We start from the raw sequence: 18,991 nt of genomic DNA, 5'->3' as shown, positions 1-18,991 counted from the left end.
CGTCAGGCCGACTTGCCGCCGTCCACGGGCAGGACGACGCCCGTCACATACGAGGCGGCGGGGGAGGCGAGCCATGCGACAGCGGCGGCGACCTCTTCGGCGCGACCCATCCGCCCGACGGGCATCTGCGCGCCGACGTGGGCGCGCGTCTCCGCGCTCTGCGCGAGGATCGGACCCGATTCGATGGGGCCAGGCGCCACGGCGTTCACCCGGATGCCGGCCCGGGCCTCGTCGAGGGCGGCCGTGCGGGTCAGCCCGACCACCGCGTGCTTGGCGGCGACGTACGCCGACATCCCGGGAGCCGCTGCCGTGCCGGCGCTCGAGGCGACATTGACGATCCCGCGCGGCCCGTCGATGGCCCGAAGCGCCCGCAGTTCGGCGCGCATCGCCACGGCCACGCTGCGGAAGGTGACGGCGACGATCGCGTCGAACTCGGCCGGATCCTGGTCGGCGAGCGGGATGGGCCGGTGCCCGCGTCCGACGTTGTTGACGCAGACGGTGAACGCTCGCTCGCGGGCCAGCCGCTCGATCGCGTCGGTGAGGGCTGCGTCGTCCGTGGCATCCACTGCGATCGGCGTCCCGCAGTCGATCCCCTCGGCGCGCAGCGCGACGACCAGCTCGTCGAGTGCGGTCGCGTCCCGGGCGACGGGCAGGATCGTGTGGCCGTCGGCCGCTAGCGCGCGACAGATCTCCCGGCCGATGAGGCCATTCGCGCCGACGACGAGCGCGGCGCTCACGCTGCCGCCCCGTTCCGCTCGCGCACATCCCGGCGGTCCGTCGGGAAGAGGAAGCCGGCGACGATGAGCCACGCGATCCCGCCGAAGCGGGCGATCGGCAGCAGGAACTGCAGCGGCTCGATCGCGAGCGAGAGGAAGGTCAGCTCCGCCAGCGCCGCGATCACGAGTCCCGCCCACGCCAGCCAGCGCGGCACCAGCCGGAGGATGAGCGCGGGGACGGCCATCCCGGCGATGAGGAGACCGAGGCCGGTCGCATAGCCGACACCGCCTGTGACGAACGCCGCGAACGAGAACGCGAGCGCGAGCCGCGGGTCGGTCGTCAGCTCGGGGCGGGAGAGCAGGAAGGTGCAGAAGGCCGAGACCATGAGGAGGATGGACGCCGTCAGCCCGCCCGCGAACCCGATCGACGGCCCCGGCACCCGGACGCCGAGCCGGTGGAGGCGCGCGAAGGCGGTGGCCGCGAGGATGCCGAGCGGGACGGCCGAGCCGAACTGGAGGAGCGCGACGACCCGGATGGCCACGGGATCCTGCTGAGCGTGAGCGGCGACGGCCGCGGCTCCCGCGTAGGGAGAGGCGAACGCGTCCGGCCCTGCGGCGGCGAACCCGACGACGAGGGCGAGGAGGACGAGCGCGGCGTGCACGACGGCGAGCCCGCCCAGCGGCGGACCTCCGGGACGCCTCGTCGTGGATGAATCGTTCATGTTCGTAATCGTTACACAGTGTAATCGTTACGCGCAACAGCTATTCTGGTCGGGTGAGCCCTTCCTCCGACGCCGTGCCGCCACGCACCGCCTTTCTGCTGGCGCAGGTCGGCGCGTCCGCCGCCGACCGCTTCCAGGCCCGCGTCGCCGAGCTCGGACTCAGTGCACGCGAGGCCGGAGCGATCCGGATCATCGGCCAGCGGCCGGGGATCAGCCAGCGGGAGGTCGCCCACGCCCTCGGTGCGCCGCCGAGCCGGATCGTCGCCCTGCTCGACGAGCTCTCGTCGGGCGGGCTGGTCGACCGCGAACGCAACGAGGCCGACCGCCGCAACAACGCGTTGTCCCTGACCGCCGAGGGGCGCGCGATGCTGGGCCGCCTGCGCGCCGTGGCCGAGGAGCACCAGGCCGAGGTGCTCGCAGCGCTCGAACCGGAGGAGCGCGTCGCTCTCGCTGCGCTGCTCCAGAAGCTGTCCGCCGGAACGGGCCTCACGCCCGACGGCCACCCCGGCTACCGGGGCTGACGCCCGACCGCGCGCTCAGCCCAGCAGCTTCGCCTTCGCCGCGGCGAACTCGGAGTCGTCGAGCAGCCCCTGCGTGTGCATCGTCGCCAGCTGCTGCAGCTGCGCCATGAGGTCGTCGGCGGCGGAGGCGGGAGCCGCCACGGCTTGTTGCGGCTGCTGCTGGGCGACGGCCTGCTGAGCCGCCGCCTGCATCTGCGCCTGCTGCTGCTGGGCCTCGTACTGCTGCTGCTCGTAGCTGTCCTGCGCCTTCTGCTGCTGGCGGCGGGCCATGCCTCCGGAGACCGCGGTCGCGGTCCCGGCGACGACGGCGGTGCGCGCCGCGAGCCCGAGTAGTCCCGGGCGTCCCATTCGTCCGATGAACGGCATGGTGTCCTCCTCAGCCTTCCGCGCCCGCGGGCGCGCTCTCGTCGAAATCTCCCGCGACGATCGCATTGACCACCGGCGCGGGGATGCGCTCGGTGTGCACGACGGTGCCCCCGGCCGCGAAGAAGCGGCTGGCCAGTTCGGTCGCCCAGCGGTGCTCGATCACGAGCACGGCGCCGGCGCGGCCCGGCTCGATGAGGTCGGCGATGTCGCTCACGTCGTCGTCGCCCGCGAGGCCGCTCGCCTCGAGCTGCACATCGGTCATCCCGATCTGGTCGCCGATCTCCTCCAGCTCCAGGAGCTCGACGCTCCCGTCGACGCTCCGCCGGATGATCAGCAGGTCGAGCAGCCGCACCGTGCCGCTCGCCACGAGGTCCAGGATGGCCTGGACGACGCCGGGTGAGGGCAGGTCGGTGTCGAACTGGGCGACGATGAACTCCGCGGGTCCGTACTCGAATTCGGCCACCGTGGTCCTCCTCCTGCGGCGGACGCCGCTCCTGGGGCCGACGCTACCCGTGCCCGGTGCGGCGAGGCAATGACCGACGTGGACGAGGTAAGGTCCCGTCGGCGATGCGCACGTTCACATCCCTAGACTGAGGGCGGTCGAGGGACGCGGGAGCCGCATCCCGGTGCGAAGGAGGACCACGTGGACGAATGGAACTGGGCCGGCAACCACCGCTACGCCGCGAGCCGCATCGTGACGCCGCGCAGCGTGGATGAGCTGCGCCAGCTGATCGCGGGCGCCCGCTCGGTGCGCGCGCTCGGCAGCCGCCACTCGTTCAACGACCTCGCCGACACCGACGACCTCCTCGTCAGCACAGCCGGCCTGCCCGGCGGTGTCCGGATCGACGCGGAGGCGCGCACGGCGACCGTCGGCGGCGGCGTGCGCTACGGCGACCTCGCCCGTGAGCTGGAGGCCGCGGGGTGGGCTCTGCACAACCTCGCCTCGCTCCCGCACATCTCGGTGGCCGGCGCGATCGCGACCTCCACCCACGGCTCCGGCGACCGCAACGGGACGCTCGCGACGGCGGTGGCCGGGCTCCGCATCCTGCGGGCCGACGGCGAGGTCGTCGAGCTGCGTCGCGGCGACGACGACTTCGCCGGAGCGGTCGTGTCCCTCGGCGCGCTCGGCGTCGTGCTCGAGGTCACCCTCGACATCCGGCCGACGTTCACCGTGCGGCAGCGGCTCTTCGGCGGTGTGCCGTGGGAGGCGGTCACGAGCCGGTTCGACGAGGTCACGTCGGCGGCCTACAGCGTCTCGCTCTTCACCACCTGGGACGAGGATGCCGTGAGCCTCGGGTGGATCAAGGAGCTCGCCGACACCCCGACCCCGGTCGGCGACGACTTCTTCGGCGCCCCCGCGCTCACCGAGGCGCGGCACATGATCGCGACGATGGACGTGCGCAACACGACCGAGCAGCTCGGCGTGCCCGGACCGTGGAGCGAGCGGCTCGCGCACTTCCGGTTCGAGTTCACGCCGTCGAACGGCGAGGAGATCCAGTCCGAGTACCTCGTGCCGCGCGCCAACGCGGTGACGGCGATCAACGCGGTCCGCTCGCTCGCCCCGCTGATCGCGCCGCTGCTGCAGATCAGCGAGATCCGGACCGCGGCGGCGGACGACCTCTGGCTGTCGAGCGCCTACGGAACCGACGTGGTCGGCCTCCACTTCACCTGGTTCCGCGACCAGGAGGGCGTGGAGGCGGTGCTGCCGGCGCTGGAGGACGCGCTGCTGCCCCTCGGCGCCCGCCCGCACTGGGGCAAGCTCTCCCTCGACCAGGCCGGCGTCGTCCCGACGCTCTACCCGCGTCTCGACGACTTCCGCGCCCTGACCGAGCGCTTCGACCCCGCAGGCCGCTTCCGCAACCCCTTCCTCACCCGCCTGCTCGGCTGAGCCCCTCTCGAGTACGCAGATTATCCGCGTACTCGACCCTTTTCGCCCTACTTTCTGCGTACTCGGCGGCTGGGCAGGTGGGGGCGCTCAGGAGACGCGAGCCGCGATGTCGGTGCGGTACTGCGAGCCCTCGAGGTGGATGCGGCCGACGGCCTCGTAGGCGCGCTCGCGCGCCTCGGCGAAGGTCGTGCCGCGGGCGACGACGGAGAGCACCCGGCCGCCGGTCGCCACGAGGGCCCCCGACTCGTCGCGGGCCGTCGCGGCGTGGGCGATGGTGACCTCGGGAACCCCCGCGGCCTCCTCCAGCCCCGTGATCGGGCGGCCGGTCAGCGGTGCCTCCGGGTAGCCCTCGCTCGCGACCACGACGGTCACGGCCGTGTCGAGGGCGAACTCGGGGCGCGGCATCCCGGCGAGCGCGCCGGTCGCGGCCGCGAACAGCAGCGACGACAGCGGGGTGACGAGCCGCGGGAGCACGACCTGGGTCTCCGGGTCGCCGAAGCGGGCGTTGAACTCGATGACGCGGATGCCGCGCTCGGTCATGATGAGGCCGCAGTAGAGGAGGCCGATGAACGGTGTCTGCTCGGCGGCGAGCTGGCGCACGGTCGGCAGCGCGACGGTGTCGATGACCTCGTCGACGAACGTCTCCGGCAGCCACGGCAGCGGCGAGTACGCGCCCATGCCGCCGGTGTTGGGGCCGGCGTCGCCGTCGAGGAGGCGCTTGTAGTCCTGGGCCGGGCTGAGGGGGAGGACGGTGTGGCCGTCGCTGACGAGGAAGAGGGAGACCTCCTGGCCGTCGAGGAACTCCTCGATCAGCACCCCGCCCTGGGTGAGGTAGTGCTCGGCGTGGGCGAGTGCGGCGGCGCGGTCCTCGGTGACGAGCACTCCCTTGCCCGCGGCCAGCCCGTCGGCCTTGATGACGTAGGGGGCGCCGAGGTCGTCCAGGGCCTTCTCGACCTCGGCGAGGGTCCCGGCGCGCACGGCTCGGCCGGTGGGCACGCCCGCGGCCTCCATGACGCGCTTCGCGAAGGTCTTGGAGCCCTCCAGCTGCGCCGCGGCCTTGCCCGGACCGAAGACGGGGATGCCACGGGTGCGCAGGGGATCGGCGACCCCCGCCACCAGCGGGGCCTCGGGACCGATGACGACGAGCTCGATGCCGTTCTCGATCGCGTACTCGGCGACGGCGGCGCCGTCGAGCGGGTCGAGCGCGGTGTCGACCGCGACGTCGGCCGCGATCCCCGCGTTGCCGGGGGCGGCGACGATCTCGTGACCCGCCTCCTCCGCGAGGAGCGCGGTGATGATGGCGTGCTCGCGGGCACCGGAACCGAGGACGAGAATCTTCACGCGACCATGCTAGAGGTCCGCGGTGAGTGCCCGCCGCCCCGGTGGGAGGATGGACGCATGGCCCGAGCGAAGATCCCCGACTCCGAGGGCGGCCCCGCGGTGCGCGCGGCGCTCGCCGACGGCGCGGACCGCAACACGACCGCGACCGCCGTGCGCTACCTCCTGCAGCTGCTGGCGGAGCGCGCGCCGGGCAACACCGTCGAGGTGCGCGTCCCGCCGTTCGGCGCGACCCAGTGCATCCCGGGCCCCCGCCACACCCGCGGCACCCCGCCCAACGTCATCGAGACCGACCCGAAGACCTGGCTCGCGCTCGCCTCCGGCGCTCTCTCCTGGGGCGACGGCCTCGCCTCCGGCTCCGTGCACGCCTCCGGCCAGCGCGCCTCCCTCGACGGCCTGCTGCCCCTCCGCTACTGACGGGGGAGGACCGCACCGGGGTGGGCGTCCACCCAGGCGGCGTAAGGGAGAATGGACGCATGACCGATAATCCGGAGGAGCAGGCGTCCGTCACCGAGGCGGAGGTGCGGGTGCACCGTTCGCCGCGCTACTTCCGGTTCATGCTCACCGGCGCCATCCTGTTCGCGATCGTCGCCCTGGTGCTGACCTTCGCCTTCCCGGAGAACCCGACGTACGACCGCGGCACGGTCTTCGGCTTCCTGCTCGCGATCTGCGTCGTCGTGGGCGTCGCCCTCGGAGCCCTCGTCGCGCTGCTGATCGACCGTGCGACCTCCCGGCGCGCGCGCAGCGTTCAGGCCGATAGAATCGACGTGCACATCCCCGCGGAGGAGCCCGGCGACGAGCTGCAGAGCGACGAGCCGCAGAGCGACCGGCCCGCGACCCCCGAGAGCTGAACATCACGACACACCTTGAGAAAGGGGTCCGCTGTGGCCGGAGGCGACGGTCTTCTCACCCACGATCTGCTGCCCGGTGAGAAAGGACCCCAGGACGCGTGCGGCGTCTTCGGCGTCTGGGCTCCCGGTGAAGAGGTCGCGAAACTCAGCTACTTCGGCCTCTACGCCCTGCAGCACCGCGGGCAGGAGTCGGCCGGCATCGCGACCAGCGACGGCGACAAGATCCTCATCTACAAAGACATGGGTCTCGTCTCGCAGGTCTTCAACGAGAACGCGCTCAACTCGCTGACCGGCCACATCGCCGTCGGCCACACGCGCTACTCGACGACCGGCGCCTCCAGCTGGCAGAACGCGCAGCCGACCCTCGGCCGCACCGCGAGCGGGACCGTCGCGCTCGGCCACAACGGCAACCTGACCAACACCGCGCAGCTCATGCAGCTCGTGCACGAGCGGTACCCCGAGCTCGACGGCGAGCTGACCCGCGGCAACACGACCGACACCGCGGTCGTCACCGCGCTCCTCACCGGCGACCTCGACCACACGCTCGAGGCGACGGCCCTGGAGGTGCTCCCGCGTCTGCGCGGCGCTTTCTGCCTCGTCTTCATGGACGAGCACACTCTCTACGCCGCCCGCGACCCGCAGGGCGTTCGCCCGCTGGTCCTCGGCCGGCTCGAGCGCGGCTGGGTCGTCGCGTCCGAGACCGCGGCGCTCGACATCGTCGGTGCGAGCTTCGTGCGCGAGGTCGAGCCGGGCGAGCTGATCGCCGTCGACGAGAACGGCCTGCGCACCACCCGCTTCGCCCCCGAGAAGCGTGCCGGCTGCGTCTTCGAGTACGTCTACCTCGCGCGTCCCGACACGACCATCTCCGGTCGCGGTGTTCACGAGGCCCGCGTCGAGATGGGTCGCCAGCTGGCCCGCGAGCACGCCGTCGAAGCCGACCTGGTCATCCCGACGCCGGAGTCCGGCACCCCCGCGGCCATCGGCTACGCGCAGGCGTCCGGCATCCCGTTCGGCCAGGGCCTGGTCAAGAACTCCTACGTGGGCCGCACCTTCATCCAGCCCTCGCAGACCATCCGCCAGCGCGGCATCAAGCTCAAGCTGAACCCGCTCAAGGAGGTCATCAAGGGTAAGCGCCTCGTGGTGGTCGACGACTCGATCGTGCGCGGCAACACGCAGCGCGCGCTCGTCTCGATGCTGCGGGAGGCCGGAGCGGCCGAGGTGCACGTGCGCATCTCCAGCCCGCCCATCACCTGGCCGTGCTTCTACGGCATCGACTTCGCCTCGCGGGCCGAGCTCATCGCGACCGGCCTCGGGGTCGAGGAGGTGCGCCAGTCCATCGGCGCGGACAGCCTCGGCTACCTGTCGGAGGACGGCATGATCGGCGCCACCGAGCAGCCGCGCGAGCTGCTCTGCACGGCCTGTTTCACGGGCAAGTACCCGATCGAGCTGCCGGATGCGCACCACCTGGGCAAGAACCTGCTGGAGCGCCCGCAGGAGACCGTCGCCGACACCGACACCGGTGCGGATGCCGCGTCCGACGGCTGCGAGCCGGGACCGGACTCCGAGTACGAGCGCCTGCTCTCCTTCGGGGACCCGGGCCGCCAGGAGTAGGCCAGGGGGAGGGGCGGCCCCGTCGCCCGGTACGATTGGCGGGTGACCGAACCCAGCGCATCCTCGTCCTCCTCCTACGCCGCCGCCGGCGTCGACACGGCCGCCGGGGACCGCGCGGTCGAGCTCATGAAGGCCGCCGTCGCCCGCACCCAGGGCCCCGAGGTCTTCGGGGGAGTGGGCGGCTTCGCCGGGCTCTTCGACGTCTCGTTCCTGAAGGACTTCCGCCGGCCGCTGCTGGCGACCTCCACCGACGGCGTCGGCACCAAGGTCGCCATCGCCCAGGCGATCGACAAGCACGACACCATCGGCCAGGACCTGGTCGGCATGGTGGTCGACGACATCATCGTGGTGGGCGCGCGCCCGCTGTTCATGACCGACTACATCGCCTGCGGCAAGGTCGTGCCCGAGCGCATCGCGGCGATCGTCGCCGGCATCGCGGGTGCCTGCGAGGCGACCGGCACGGCCCTGGTCGGCGGCGAGACCGCCGAGCACCCCGGTCTGCTCGGCCCGGACGACTACGACGTCGCAGGTGCCGCCGTGGGTGCGGTCGAGGCCGACGACCTGCTCGGCGCCGAGCGCGTGCGCGACGGGGATGTCGTGCTCGCGATGGCCTCCTCCGGCCTGCACTCCAACGGCTACTCGCTCGTGCGCCACATCCTGGCCCAGCGCGGCATCGGCTTCACGGACCACTCCGACGACTTCGACGGCCAGGTGGGCGAGGCCCTCCTGGAGCCGACCCGCCTCTACACCTCCCCACTGCTGCGCGTGCTGCAGGAGCCGTCGCTGCGCGGTGCCGTGCACTCGCTCAGCCACGTGACCGGCGGCGGTATCGCGGCGAACCTCGCCCGCGTGCTCCCGGTCGGCTCGTGGGTCGAGGTGGAGCGCTCGACGTGGTCGCCGAGCCCGGTCTTCCGCATCCTGAGCGACCTCGCGGGCAGCACGCTCGAGTCGTCCGAGGGCACCTGGAACCTCGGCGTCGGGATGTTCGCCATCGTTGCACCGGAGGCCGCCGACGCGGTCGCCGCGGCGATCACGGCCGACGGCATCCCGACCTGGCCGGTGGGCACCGTCTCGACCTCGGCCCGCGACCTCGCCGGGTTCGAGCAGGGTGCGAAGGGCGTCGACGGCGGCGCGGTGCGCCTGACCGGCGCGTACGCCGGATAGGCGTCCCGCCGCGCGGTCTCATGCCGCGGAGGCGTCCTCGGCGGTCGCAATCGCGAGGAGGGTGCTCGCCGGCTCTTCCGGTTCGTCGAGCGTGATCGCGAACTGGCGGTCGTCGTGCTGGGTGATCACGAGGCCCGGGCCCCGCCGGAGGATGATCGCCGACCGGCTCGGCATGATCCGGTACCCCCACCCGCCCCACTGCATCGGTTCGAGCGTCGTGACCTCGATCGATGCGATCTTCGCGGGAGCGATGCGTTTCAGCGGGATGCCCAGCAGGCCGGACGTGATGCGGAGGCCCCGCTCGTCGACGGTCACCCGGAACACGCAGAAGACGGCGACGAGGAGCAGCACGGCGAGATAGACGACCGCCGTCCACTCCAGCGAGGCCACGCCGTCGCGCGCGAGGGGCGGCGCGAACAGCACGATCCCGAGGACCAGGAGCAGAAGCGTCGCCCCGATGAACATCCGGGAGGACACCGTGCGGCTCCACGCGCGGGCGGGAAGGGAGGCGGCCGCGGGCCGGTGGCCGGCATCGGCCTCCACCTCGACCGGCGGGGTCGCCCCGCGGGGCAGGAGTGCGAGCTGGAGGAGGCCGTAGCACGGGGCCACGAGCGTCACCAGGACCCACGCTCCGATGTGGACCGTGAACGGGTCGGTCACATCCAGGGACGGGACGGTGCTCCCGAGCCACATGCCCAGAACGAGCGCAGCGGCGCCGCCGGTGAACCCGCCGGCCGCCCGCGGCCCCCGTGCGCCCGACCTCCCGGCGAGCACCACGATCGACCCGATCAGAGCGGCTGCGGCGCTCACTCCGAGCAGCCACCCGAGGAAGACCGGAGCGCTCGTCACCCCGTCCGCGGGGCCGCCGACGCCCCAGTGCGTGGGCAGGTCGGGCAAGCGGCCCTCCCACAGCATCCACGTCCAGAGGATCGTCGCGGCGGGTAGCCACAGGGTGACGACCGCCAAGGCTCGGCGCAGGCCGTTCATACGCAGTCTCCCATCTTCGCTGACAGCATGCATAATCTAACATGTTGTAATTGGCGTTCCGAAGCGTGAGAGCGTCCGCGATTCCATGGGCGTTGTATACTCACAACAATTCGGATAGGATGGGATGGTTAGCAAAGGACGACACTCGAAGAGCGCGGTGGCGAAGGCACTCGACGCCCTTCCCTCTGGGCGATTCGACATCGACCCCGTTCGCAACGGCCACCGGTGGGCTTCGGTCGTCTGTCGGGAATGCACGGCCTCGTTCAGTGTGTGGAGCACCCCGAAGAACGCCGACAACCACGCGAAGCAGATCGAGCGCTTCGCAGCGAAGCACGAGCACATGGAGGGAGAAGCATGAGCACTCACACCTTCACCGCGATTCTGAATCGGCCGCCGACGGATGACGAGCAGGACGCGCTCTTCGAGGCCGGCCTGGATGACTCGGCCGTGGAGGTCGGCAACGGCACCGGGCTGCTGCATGTCGACCGCGAGGCGGCGACTCTCGATGATGCGATCCTCAGTGTCGTCCGCGATGTGGAACGTGCCGGCTTCGAAGTGACGGGCCTGAAGCAGGACGACCTCGTCCCGTTGAAGACGATCGCCGAGCGGTGTGGTCGCAGCTACGAGAGCCTGCGGCTCCTCGCCGCCGGCAAGCGCGGCCCCGGCGGCTTCCCTGCCCCGCTCTCAGGCGAGGGCTGGTCGCTCTACTCGTGGGCGGCGGTCTCGACATGGCTCGGCGACAATGTCGGATTTCCCCGCGACGTCGAGGAGTACTCGAGGACGATTGCCGCGGCCGACCTGATGGCGCGCGCTCGACTGCTGATCGCGGGCCGCCCGAGCGCGTGGCGCCTCCCCGAGATCTTCGGCATCGGGAGCACGCGAGCCTTCGTGAGCGACGACCTCACCGAGCAGGGGCCGGAGTCTCAGGTCTCGTAGTCTTCGGCCGACGTGCCCTGTTCTGGTCGGAGCGGGGCGCGGGCGTCTCTGGATAGAGTGACGGGGTGACCCGCCTGTCTGCCCACCTTCGCGTGGCGAGCGCGGCGGGCATCGCAGCGGTGGCCGCACTGCTCGGCGTGGCACCGGCGGCGCTCGCCCAGCCCGATCCGGGTTCTCCCGCGGCCGGCACCGTCACCCCGCTCATCGACTGCGTCCAGGATGCTCCGCTCGGCGCCGTCACGGCGCGCACGGTCGTGCTGGGCTACCGCTCGACCGCCGCCGAGCCGGTGTCGGTGCCCGCGGGCGGCGGGGACAACGAGCTGACCTCCGGCGCCGCGGACCGCGGCCAACCGAGCACGTTCCTCCCCGGCGAGCACCACGGCGTCGCCCTGGTGACCCTCGATGCGCAGGCGGAGCCGGCCCTCGGCTGGCGGGTGCAGGGTGCTGTCGCCGCCATCGACGCCTCCGCACCGGCCTGCACGGACGCGACCGTCGTGACGCTGAACGCTCCGGCGAGCCCCGAGGCCGGCCGGCCCTTCGTCACGACCGCTGCCGTCTCCCGGCTCCTGCTGGGCGCCGCCGACGGCGGATCGGTGGGCTTCTCGATCGATGGCGGCGCCGAGACGGTCGTCCCGGTTGCGGGAGGCTCCGCGCGCGCCGAGCTCACGGCTCCCGCCGCCGGCACCCACACCCTGGTCGCCCGTTACCTCCCCGCCGACGGCTCCGGGCTGAAGCCGGCGACGGCCTCCACCGTCCTGACGACCGCCGTCGCGAGCGGGCCGCTCTCGGTCGCGGCCAACAGCGTCGTCGCGGGCAGCACCTCCGCCGTCATCGTGGTGACGCGCGCCACGGCGAACGGCGAGGCGACCGTCGACTACACGACCGCCGACGGGACCGCACGCGCCGGCGCCGATTACACCGCGACCTCCGGGACCGTCGTGCTCGCCGACGGGGTGCGCGAGGCGAAGGTCCGCATCCCTCTGGCAGCGCGGGCGGTCGGCTCGCCGTCCGCGACGTTCTTCGTGCTCCTGCAGCGGGCGTCCACGTCGGTCGGGGCCGCCTCGGCGACGGTCCTGCTTCCGGCCGTGGCGACGACGGCCGCTGCCGTGGCGGCCGGACCGGACGACTCCTCGACCGCCTCCCTCGCCGTCGCGGGGTCGCACGACGCGGACGGACCCGCATCGGCACTCCCCGTCGCCGACCCGACCGCCCGGCCCAGCGGCACGACCGGACAGGACCTGCTGCTCCTGATCGTCGGCGCCATCCTCTCCGTCGGCGGGATCGCGGGAGTGGTGAGCGTCCTGCGCGGCGTCACCCTCAAGAACGCCGACGCCTGACGGCCCTGACGGCGCGTCGGAGTCAGCTCAGCGTGGTCACCACGCCGCCGATCACCAGCGAGACGGCGACCGTCCAGCCGACGATCGCGACGCCCTGCCAGATCAGGATGCGCGCCCGGCCGACGCCGGCCGCGGCGAGCATCGTCGCGGTGAACTGCGTGGGCAGCAGGAGCGGCCCGAGCAGGCTCACACCGGGAACGCCGTAGCGCTCGAATGCGCGCTGGAACTTCGCCTTCCGCGGTGAGCTGGCCGGCGCGGGGTCGGTCTCGAGGTCCGGCTCGGCGCCGACGCCGTGGCCGGCGGCGACCGCGGCGGCCTGCTTCCGCGCACGGCTGCGCGTCACGACGGCGCGGCGCGCTCCCGAGCCGAGGAGCACGAGCACGGCGACGCAGGCGAAGTTGCCGACGATCGCGGCGATGATCGCGATCGCGGGAGTTATGCCGCCGATGATCCCGATCGTCGCGGCTCCCTCGCCCTCGACGAAGGGGATGGCGCCGGCCGCGGCGACGATCAGCGGCTGGACGAGGTCGGGCACGTGCCCGACGAGGTCTTGGAGGGCGTCGACGAGGTTCATGGTGGTTGCTCCGATCGGTCGGTCATGCGTGCTCCTTCCGAGTCCACCGGTCGCGGGTGCGGGCCGGTAGTGTGCGACCGTCACCGCTTCCCGGGCGTTCCGCTCGGGCGATCCGTGACATTCGTCACGCACCTACGATGAACGGGTGGGATACGGGGCAGAGGCAGCGGAGGCCGCCGGTGCTGCCGCCACGGCACGGATCGCACCGCGGCTCAGCCGAGGGGTGTCCGCGACCTGGTGGTACACCTTCGGCACGGTCGTCTTCTTCGTCGTCATGCTCGTGCTGTTCTGGGAGGCCGCCCTCGTCGGCGCGGGTTTCGACGCGGGGTCCGTGCTCGCCGCGGGTCTCGCGGGGGTGGTGTGGATCGCCGCCACCGTCCCGATGCTGCTCGACTACCGGCGCAGGGACGAGGACGCGGTGCCGGTGCGCCGGCGGCGCGCGTTCGTTCCGCTCCTCGTCGCGCTCGCGTGCTCGCTCGTGCTGGGATACGCCACGGGGATCTGGGTCATCGCTGCTGTCCCGCTCGTCGAGGCGATCGTCCTGCTGAACTGGGGGCCGGGCATCCGCCTGCGGGTCGTGCTGGTGGTGACGGTCCTGCTCGCCGCGCTCTGGGCGATCGACGCGCGGTTCGGCATCCCGGCCGACGGCGGTTCGACCTGGTTCCTGCTCGGCTTCTACGCGGCCTCCCTGCCGGCGGTCACCATCCTGTCGCTGTGGTGGTGGGACGTGGTCCTCACCCTCGATCGCGCTCGGGCCGCGGAGGCGCGCTTGGCCGCCACCCAGGAGCGGTTGCGGGTCGCGACCGACGTCCACGATCTCCAGGGGCACCATCTGCAGGTCATCGCCCTCCAGCTGGAGCTCGCGGAGCGGCTGATGACGAGCGACCCGGAGGCGTCGCTCGCTCAGGTGCGTGCGGCGAGGTCGAGCGTCGACGAGGCGCGGCAGGGGACGAGGGACCTCGCGCTGCGCTTCCGCTCCGTCCCCCTGCGTGACGAGCTCGCGAACGCCGTCGACCTGCTGCGGGCGGCGGGTGTCGCCGCCGAGGCGACGGTCGACCGCGACGCCGATCTCGCGCCGGCCGCCGTCCTCGGACCGGTCATCCGCGAGGCGACCACCAACGCGCTGCGTCACGGCGGCGGACGGTGGGCGCTCCTCTCGCTGACCCGCGACGTGGATGCGTGGCGACTCGTGATCGAGAACGACGCCACGGATCGGGAGTCCTCCGGCGACGGCGGAGGGTCGGGACTGCCGGGGATCGCCCGCCGTGTCTCCGACGCAGGCGGCGCGCTGGTGGTCGAGCACCGAGCGCAGTCGTTCCGGCTGGTCGTGACCGTCCCGGCCGAGGAGGGCCGGGCATGATCCGCGTCCTGATCGCCGACGACGAGGGGATGATCCGCTCCGCGCTCGCGGCGCTGCTCCGGCTGGAGGCCGACATCGAGGTCGTCGCGGAGTGCTCCGACGGCGAGCAGGCCGTCGCCGAAGCGCTGCGCGTCGCGCCCGATGTCTGCCTGCTCGACCTCGAGATGCCGGGTCTCGACGGGGTGGAGGTCGCCGCTCGGCTGACGCGCGCCCTCCCGACCCGGTGCATCGTCATCACGCGCCACGCCCGCCCGGGGGTGCTCCGGCGCGCGCTGGCGGCGGGTGTCTCGGGCTTCGTGCCCAAGTCGCGTGATGCGGCGGAGGTCGCGGCGGTCATCCGCACGGTCGCGTCGGGCCGGCGGTATGTGGATCCGGAGGTCGCGGCCGACGCCCTGAGCGACGAGCGCTCCCCGCTCACCGACCGGGAACTGGACGTCCTGCGCGCGGGCCGGCGCGGCGAGACGACCGGTCAGATCGCCCGTGCGCTCTCACTGGCGCCGGGCACGGTACGCAACCATGTCTCCGCCGTGATCGGCAAGCTGTCGGTCAGCACCCGACAGCAGGCCGTCCTCATCGCCGAGGAGCGCGGCTGGATCTGACGGCCCTGGTCAGCCGGCGGCCGGTACGACGATGCGCCCCGCCTCGGCGGCCTCGCGGTACATCCAGACGGAGACCACGGCCAGCCAGGCCCAGGCGAGGATGACGACGACCGTCAGTGCGATCGTGGCGACGGCCGAGCCTCCCGACACCGCGATCGCCACGAAGCCGACGAGGAGCAGCGCGCCCACGATGATGCTCGTCGCGGAGGCCGGCACCGACGTCCTGCGCAGGCGCCGCGCCAGGGCGAACGACCAGACGGCGAAGGCCACGAACCCGAGCCCTCCGGCCAGCAGGTGCAGCATCCCGTGCACCGAGAAGCCCGCCCCCGTCGCATCGGGGAGGGCTGCCCCCGCCGCGATGAGCAGGATCCCGTAGACCAGGAGGAAGACCCAGGCGGTGCGCCCCGGCCCGCTCGGGAGGTGGCGGCGGTAACCGATCGCGGCCGCCGCGGTCATCAGCCCGGTGAGGACGAAGACGGTGATGTGCACCCAGCCCGCGCCGCCGAGGGAGAGCAGGCTCCAGCTGTCCGTCGCGAACGAGAAGCCGGGCGTCAGCAGGCCCTGCACGACCGAGCAGACGACGTAGAAGGGCCCGGCGATGACGCCGTAGCCGAGCAGGGATTTGGTGACCCGGGCTTCGGGTGTGCAGTCGATGCGGGAGGTGGACGATTCGCCCGGCACGGTGCGCGACATGGTCATCCAATCTGAACTGAACCGTTTAGTTTGATCAGGATAGGCTGGCGTCGACGACCGGGTCAAGGGAGGAGCGCACCGTGCGCGAGCGGAAGACGGCGGAGATCCTGACGGCCGCGCGCGAGCTGTTCCTGCGTGACGGCTTCGCGGGCACGACGATCGAGGCGATCGCGGCCTCCGCCGGAGTCTCCAAGGCGACGGTCTACAGCAACTTCGCCGACAAGGACGCCCTCTTCGTCGAGTTGCTCGAGGTCGTCACCGCCGAGGCCGGCGGCATCCTGCGGTCGGCGACGGCGGGCCTGGAGGGGGACGAACCCCTCCGCGAACGCTTCCTGGCCGTCGCCGGGGTCCTCGTGCGGGGAGTGCTCCGGTCGGAGGTCGTCAGCCTGCGGCGCCTGGCGATCTCGCAGGCCGTCCGGTTCCCGGAGGCGGCTGCCGGATACTGGCGGGCCGGCCCGGCCGCGACGATCGAGCTCCTCGCCGAGCGGATCCGGTCGCTGGCGGACGAGGGCGTGCTCGCCGCATCGGACCCCGTCCGCGCCGCCACGCAGTTCGCCTACGCGCTGGTCGGCCCGCTGCAGGACCGCCTGCTCCTCGACCCCGGCCACACGTTCACGGATGCCGACCTAGAGGCGCACATCGCGGCGACGGTGGATGCGTTCCTGCGCGGGTACGGGGCCGCCGTCTGATCGATCTCCGCATCCGGTCGAGGAAGGGGCTCCCACCGCCTCTACTTCGTCGCGTTCGGGTGGTGAGTGTGAACCTGCTCCAGGTGCACGACCTGACCGTCCACGTAGAACCAGATGCGTGCGTCGCCTTTGAGGGTCGGCTTGTGCTGCCAGCGTTGGTGGACGGCGCCGTCGCGCGTGATGGTCCCCAGCGCACCCTTGAGCGGGTAGTTCGTCGGCGTCTCCGCCAGCGGGGTGCGGGTCAGAAAGTCCCACGCGTCGGCCAGCGGTCCGCGGATCGTGGCGCACAGGTCGGTCCAGCCGACCTGTGCCTGCCTGCTGGCGAACTCGATTCCGTACTCGCTGCGTTTGGTCGGCCGGGCGACCTTCTTCTCTCGCGCCACCTACGGCCGCTCGACGGGGAGGTCGGCGTCGAGCCAGTCGACCGATGCCGTGGAGAGCCCTGCAGCGATCGCGGTAGCGGTCTCGAGCCAGGAGTTCAGCTCGGCCACCGCGAGGTGCGCCTGTCCGGTGGAGAATGAAGCACGAGCCGCCCGGATGAGATCGCTCGCGCAGGTCTCGCGGTCCTCGGGGCTGAGGGCGAGCATCCACGGCAGCGCCTCGGACATGCGCTCCGCCAGCGTTCCTCGGGTGTCGGTGGCCACGCCGATGAGAGTCGCGGCGAGCTGAAGCAGTCCTTCGCGTGCGTCCGCCTCGCTCTTGGACATGAGGACGAGATCTTCTCCGTCGCGGCGCGTGACCTCGACCGGCTGATCCTCGGCAGCGGCGAAGACCCGGGTCGAGTTGCGGCTGAGTTCGGAGGACTGGAAGACCTGTTGTGGGCGGGCAGCGGTTAGCATCCCTCGATCATAGTTCAGAACTACTTCTGAATGCTGCGAATGGTGCCTCACCCATGACATTCATCACCCCCACCTCCTGACACCCGCCCTGCGCGCCGGGCCGGCCGCGGCGGGAGGCTGAGAGCGTGAATCAGACACCCGCCATCCGCCTCGCCGGCCTGCGCAAGTCCTTCGGCTCGCTCACCGCCGTCGACGGCGTCGACCTCACCATCCGCCCCGGCGAGGTGGTCGCCCTGCTCGGCCCGAACGGGGCAGGCAAGTCGACGACCATCGACCTCGCCCTCGGCCTCGCGCGGCCCTCCGCGGGCAGCGCCGAGCTGTTCGGCGCCGAGCCGATCCGCGCCATCCGGGAGGGCCGGGTCGGCGCCATGCTGCAGGGCGGCGCCCTGCTCCCCACCCTCACCGTCGCCGAGTGCGTCGCGCTCGTCGCCGCCGCGCACCGGCACCCGCTCAGCGTCGCCGAGGCGCTCGAGCGGGCGCGCTGCACCGAGATCGCCAAGCAGCGCGTCGCCAAGCTCTCCGGCGGCCAGATGCAGCGCGCCCGGTTCGCGGTCGCCGTCGTCTCCGACCCCGACCTGCTTTTCCTCGACGAGCCCACCGCCGCGATGGACGTGGAGGCCAGGCGCACCTTCTGGCAGTCGATGCGCGAGTTCACGGAGGAGGGCCGCACGGTCGTCTTCGCCACGCACTACCTCGACGAGGCCGACACCTACGCCGACCGGATCGTGATGCTCGCCCGTGGCCGCGTCGTCGCCGACGGCACGCCCGCCGAGGTCAAGGCGGTCGTCTCGGGCCGCCGCATCCGGGCCTCCGCCGACTTCGCCTGGAGCCCGGCGATGGAGGCCGCGCTCGCCGCCCTGCCCGGCGTGCGGAGCGTCGAGCACCGGGCCGGCCAGCTCGCCCTCGTCAGCGACGACTCCGACGCGACGCTGCGGGCGCTCCTCGCCGCGCACGACGACATCCATGACATCGAAGTGACCGCGCACACGATGGACGAGGCCTTCCTCGCCCTCACCGAGGCGCACGAGACCGAAGGAGCGACGCGATGAGCATCGCCTATCTGGGGCGCGAGTCGCTCCGTCAGCTGAAGAACATGCGCTCGATGGTGTTCACCCTCGCGGTCCCGCTCGTGATGCTGATCGCGTTCGGCGGCACCTTCGGCGGACGCGGCCAGGTGGATGCGGTGACGCACCTGCCGTGGATCGTCGTCACCACCATCCAGGTCGCCGCGTACGGCGGCATGATGGCGGCCCTCTCGCAGGCGTTCGGGATCGTCACCGAGCGCTCGATCGGCTGGAACCGCCAGCTGCGGGTCACCCCGCTCTCGGGCACCGGCTACCTCGTCTCGAAGCTGGTCGCGGCGCTCGCCCTCGCGCTGGTGAGCATCGTCGTCATCATCGGGGTGTCGCTCGCGCTGTACCACCCGGAGCTGTCGGCCGGGAGCTGGGTGCTCGCCGCCCTCGGCATCTGGTGCGGCGTCATCCCGTTCGCGCTGCTCGGCATCCTGATCGGCCAGTTCGCCAAGCCCGAGTTCGCGCAGCCGCTCTTCATGGCGGTGTTCATGGGGATGGCCGTGCTCGGCGGGCTCTGGATCCCCCTCCAGATCTTCCCGGTGTGGGTCGCGAACGTGGCGAAGGCGGTCCCGTCGTACTGGCTCAACCGCGTCGGTCAGCTCGGTGCCCTGCAGAGCGGGGACGCCCTGACCCCGGCGCTGGTGCTCGCCGCCTGGACCGTCGCCCTCGGCGCCCTGATCGTCTGGCGCTACCGCCGCGACGCCGCGCGCGGCTGACCGGCCGCTGA

General features: G+C 72.3%; 23 protein-coding genes. 13 read left to right on the top strand and 10 right to left on the bottom strand.

The window, feature by feature from the left end; all coding sequences use genetic code 11:
* Positions 1-2: 2 nt before the first annotated feature.
* Both FHX33_RS17375 and FHX33_RS17370 read right to left on the bottom strand, forming a co-directional pair.
* The gene (locus FHX33_RS17375; protein ID WP_021764798.1) at positions 3-737 is read right to left on the bottom strand and encodes an SDR family NAD(P)-dependent oxidoreductase; all 735 of its coding nucleotides are present in this window, start codon (positions 735-737) and stop codon (positions 3-5) included.
* Complete coding sequence (locus FHX33_RS17370; RefSeq protein ID WP_221209681.1) at positions 734-1,438, bottom strand: hypothetical protein; 705 nt, start codon at positions 1,436-1,438, stop codon at positions 734-736. The genes FHX33_RS17375 and FHX33_RS17370 overlap by 4 nt, the downstream gene beginning before the upstream one ends.
* A gap of 53 nt (positions 1,439-1,491) precedes the next feature.
* Here FHX33_RS17370 and FHX33_RS17365 point away from each other — a divergent pair, with 53 nt between their 5' ends.
* A complete protein-coding gene (locus FHX33_RS17365) occupies positions 1,492-1,959 on the top strand; it encodes a MarR family winged helix-turn-helix transcriptional regulator (RefSeq protein ID WP_021764800.1) in 468 nt (155 codons plus the stop codon).
* Between the two features lie 15 nt (positions 1,960-1,974).
* On the opposite strand, the gene FHX33_RS17360 is transcribed toward FHX33_RS17365, so the two are convergent.
* Both FHX33_RS17360 and FHX33_RS17355 read right to left on the bottom strand, forming a co-directional pair.
* Positions 1,975-2,307, bottom strand: a complete 333-nt coding sequence (locus FHX33_RS17360; protein ID WP_021764801.1) for an SHOCT domain-containing protein — start codon at positions 2,305-2,307, stop codon at positions 1,975-1,977.
* 28 nt (positions 2,308-2,335) lie between these two features.
* On the bottom strand, positions 2,336-2,788 hold the full coding sequence (locus tag FHX33_RS17355; RefSeq protein WP_021764802.1) for a DUF6325 family protein: 453 nt from the start codon (positions 2,786-2,788) through the stop codon (positions 2,336-2,338).
* A gap of 180 nt (positions 2,789-2,968) precedes the next feature.
* Here FHX33_RS17355 and FHX33_RS17350 point away from each other — a divergent pair, with 180 nt between their 5' ends.
* Positions 2,969-4,213: an FAD-binding protein gene (locus FHX33_RS17350; RefSeq protein WP_021764803.1), complete on the top strand. Its 1,245-nt coding sequence runs from the start codon at positions 2,969-2,971 to the stop codon at positions 4,211-4,213.
* Between the two features lie 87 nt (positions 4,214-4,300).
* Here the strand turns inward: FHX33_RS17350 and purD are convergent, their stop codons facing one another.
* Positions 4,301-5,554, bottom strand: coding sequence for a phosphoribosylamine--glycine ligase (gene purD / locus FHX33_RS17345; RefSeq protein ID WP_021764804.1), 1,254 nt, complete (start codon positions 5,552-5,554; stop codon positions 4,301-4,303).
* Between the two features lie 57 nt (positions 5,555-5,611).
* Here purD and FHX33_RS17340 point away from each other — a divergent pair, with 57 nt between their 5' ends.
* The 4 genes from FHX33_RS17340 to purM are packed head-to-tail and all read left to right on the top strand — an operon-like array spanning position 5,612 to position 9,177.
* A complete protein-coding gene (locus tag FHX33_RS17340; RefSeq protein ID WP_183428784.1) occupies positions 5,612-5,968 on the top strand; it encodes a sterol carrier family protein in 357 nt (118 codons plus the stop codon).
* Positions 5,969-6,027: 59 nt separating this feature from the next.
* Positions 6,028-6,402 (top strand): ABC-2 transporter permease, encoded by a 375-nt coding sequence (locus FHX33_RS17335; protein ID WP_021763720.1) that lies wholly within the window; start codon positions 6,028-6,030, stop codon positions 6,400-6,402.
* 33 nt (positions 6,403-6,435) lie between these two features.
* On the top strand, positions 6,436-8,013 hold the full coding sequence (gene purF, locus FHX33_RS17330; protein ID WP_021763721.1) for an amidophosphoribosyltransferase: 1,578 nt from the start codon (positions 6,436-6,438) through the stop codon (positions 8,011-8,013).
* A 42-nt stretch (positions 8,014-8,055) separates the two neighbouring features.
* Positions 8,056-9,177, top strand: coding sequence for a phosphoribosylformylglycinamidine cyclo-ligase (gene purM / locus FHX33_RS17325; RefSeq protein ID WP_021763722.1), 1,122 nt, complete (start codon positions 8,056-8,058; stop codon positions 9,175-9,177).
* Between the two features lie 18 nt (positions 9,178-9,195).
* Here purM and FHX33_RS17320 read toward each other — a convergent pair whose 3' ends face one another.
* Positions 9,196-10,164 (bottom strand): hypothetical protein, encoded by a 969-nt coding sequence (locus FHX33_RS17320; RefSeq protein WP_021763723.1) that lies wholly within the window; start codon positions 10,162-10,164, stop codon positions 9,196-9,198.
* Positions 10,165-10,518: 354 nt separating this feature from the next.
* On the opposite strand from FHX33_RS17320, the gene FHX33_RS17315 reads away from it, so the two are divergent.
* Together FHX33_RS17315 and FHX33_RS17310 are read left to right on the top strand one after the other, a co-directional pair.
* Positions 10,519-11,100 (top strand): hypothetical protein, encoded by a 582-nt coding sequence (locus tag FHX33_RS17315; RefSeq protein WP_021763725.1) that lies wholly within the window; start codon positions 10,519-10,521, stop codon positions 11,098-11,100.
* Between the two features lie 65 nt (positions 11,101-11,165).
* On the top strand, positions 11,166-12,437 hold the full coding sequence (locus FHX33_RS17310) for a Calx-beta domain-containing protein (protein ID WP_183428783.1): 1,272 nt from the start codon (positions 11,166-11,168) through the stop codon (positions 12,435-12,437).
* Positions 12,438-12,459: 22 nt separating this feature from the next.
* Here the strand turns inward: FHX33_RS17310 and FHX33_RS17305 are convergent, their stop codons facing one another.
* On the bottom strand, positions 12,460-13,011 hold the full coding sequence (locus FHX33_RS17305) for a small multidrug efflux protein (protein ID WP_183428782.1): 552 nt from the start codon (positions 13,009-13,011) through the stop codon (positions 12,460-12,462).
* A 145-nt stretch (positions 13,012-13,156) separates the two neighbouring features.
* Here FHX33_RS17305 and FHX33_RS17300 point away from each other — a divergent pair, with 145 nt between their 5' ends.
* Both FHX33_RS17300 and FHX33_RS17295 read left to right on the top strand, forming a co-directional pair.
* Positions 13,157-14,371 (top strand): sensor histidine kinase, encoded by a 1,215-nt coding sequence (locus FHX33_RS17300; RefSeq protein ID WP_338092045.1) that lies wholly within the window; start codon positions 13,157-13,159, stop codon positions 14,369-14,371.
* On the top strand, positions 14,368-14,970 hold the full coding sequence (locus FHX33_RS17295) for a response regulator transcription factor (RefSeq protein ID WP_021764045.1): 603 nt from the start codon (positions 14,368-14,370) through the stop codon (positions 14,968-14,970). Before FHX33_RS17300 ends, FHX33_RS17295 begins: the two co-directional genes overlap by 4 nt.
* Before the next feature lie 9 nt (positions 14,971-14,979).
* Here FHX33_RS17295 and FHX33_RS17290 read toward each other — a convergent pair whose 3' ends face one another.
* Positions 14,980-15,663: a DUF998 domain-containing protein gene (locus tag FHX33_RS17290; RefSeq protein ID WP_051337014.1), complete on the bottom strand. Its 684-nt coding sequence runs from the start codon at positions 15,661-15,663 to the stop codon at positions 14,980-14,982.
* A gap of 80 nt (positions 15,664-15,743) precedes the next feature.
* On the opposite strand from FHX33_RS17290, the gene FHX33_RS17285 reads away from it, so the two are divergent.
* Positions 15,744-16,352: a TetR/AcrR family transcriptional regulator gene (locus FHX33_RS17285; RefSeq protein WP_021764047.1), complete on the top strand. Its 609-nt coding sequence runs from the start codon at positions 15,744-15,746 to the stop codon at positions 16,350-16,352.
* 41 nt (positions 16,353-16,393) lie between these two features.
* Here FHX33_RS17285 and FHX33_RS17280 read toward each other — a convergent pair whose 3' ends face one another.
* The gene (locus FHX33_RS17280; protein WP_021764048.1) at positions 16,394-16,735 is read right to left on the bottom strand and encodes a hypothetical protein; all 342 of its coding nucleotides are present in this window, start codon (positions 16,733-16,735) and stop codon (positions 16,394-16,396) included.
* Positions 16,736-17,191, bottom strand: a complete 456-nt coding sequence (locus FHX33_RS17275; RefSeq protein WP_021764049.1) for a prevent-host-death family protein — start codon at positions 17,189-17,191, stop codon at positions 16,736-16,738. It abuts the gene before it with no gap.
* A 125-nt stretch (positions 17,192-17,316) separates the two neighbouring features.
* Here FHX33_RS17275 and FHX33_RS17270 point away from each other — a divergent pair, with 125 nt between their 5' ends.
* Positions 17,317-18,240: an ATP-binding cassette domain-containing protein gene (locus FHX33_RS17270; RefSeq protein WP_183428781.1), complete on the top strand. Its 924-nt coding sequence runs from the start codon at positions 17,317-17,319 to the stop codon at positions 18,238-18,240.
* Positions 18,237-18,980, top strand: a complete 744-nt coding sequence (locus tag FHX33_RS17265; protein ID WP_021763414.1) for an ABC transporter permease — start codon at positions 18,237-18,239, stop codon at positions 18,978-18,980. The genes FHX33_RS17270 and FHX33_RS17265 overlap by 4 nt, the downstream gene beginning before the upstream one ends.
* Positions 18,981-18,991 lie beyond the last annotated feature (11 nt).

The sequence above is a fragment of the Leifsonia aquatica genome (assembly GCF_014190775.1).
Lineage (GTDB): Bacteria > Actinomycetota > Actinomycetes > Actinomycetales > Microbacteriaceae > Leifsonia > Leifsonia aquatica.
Note: the sequence above shows the minus strand (reverse complement) of the source record. Positions and strands in the feature narration are given on the sequence as shown.

Excerpts from the sequence above, each read along its gene's own strand:
- FHX33_RS17370 (WP_221209681.1), bottom strand. The coding sequence starts at position 1,438 with ATGAACGATTCATCCACGACGAGGCGTCCCGGAGGTCCGCCGCTGGGC.
- FHX33_RS17360 (WP_021764801.1), bottom strand. The coding sequence starts at position 2,307 with ATGGGACGCCCGGGACTACTCGGGCTCGCGGCGCGCACCGCCGTCGTC.
- FHX33_RS17340 (WP_183428784.1), top strand. The coding sequence starts at position 5,612 with ATGGCCCGAGCGAAGATCCCCGACTCCGAGGGCGGCCCCGCGGTGCGC.
- FHX33_RS17335 (WP_021763720.1), top strand. The coding sequence starts at position 6,028 with ATGACCGATAATCCGGAGGAGCAGGCGTCCGTCACCGAGGCGGAGGTG.
- FHX33_RS17320 (WP_021763723.1), bottom strand. The coding sequence starts at position 10,164 with ATGAACGGCCTGCGCCGAGCCTTGGCGGTCGTCACCCTGTGGCTACCC.
- FHX33_RS17315 (WP_021763725.1), top strand. The coding sequence starts at position 10,519 with ATGAGCACTCACACCTTCACCGCGATTCTGAATCGGCCGCCGACGGAT.
- FHX33_RS17305 (WP_183428782.1), bottom strand. The coding sequence starts at position 13,011 with ATGAACCTCGTCGACGCCCTCCAAGACCTCGTCGGGCACGTGCCCGAC.
- FHX33_RS17295 (WP_021764045.1), top strand. The coding sequence starts at position 14,368 with ATGATCCGCGTCCTGATCGCCGACGACGAGGGGATGATCCGCTCCGCG.
- FHX33_RS17290 (WP_051337014.1), bottom strand. The coding sequence starts at position 15,663 with ATGTCGCGCACCGTGCCGGGCGAATCGTCCACCTCCCGCATCGACTGC.
- FHX33_RS17275 (WP_021764049.1), bottom strand. The coding sequence starts at position 17,191 with ATGCTAACCGCTGCCCGCCCACAACAGGTCTTCCAGTCCTCCGAACTC.
- FHX33_RS17265 (WP_021763414.1), top strand. The coding sequence starts at position 18,237 with ATGAGCATCGCCTATCTGGGGCGCGAGTCGCTCCGTCAGCTGAAGAAC.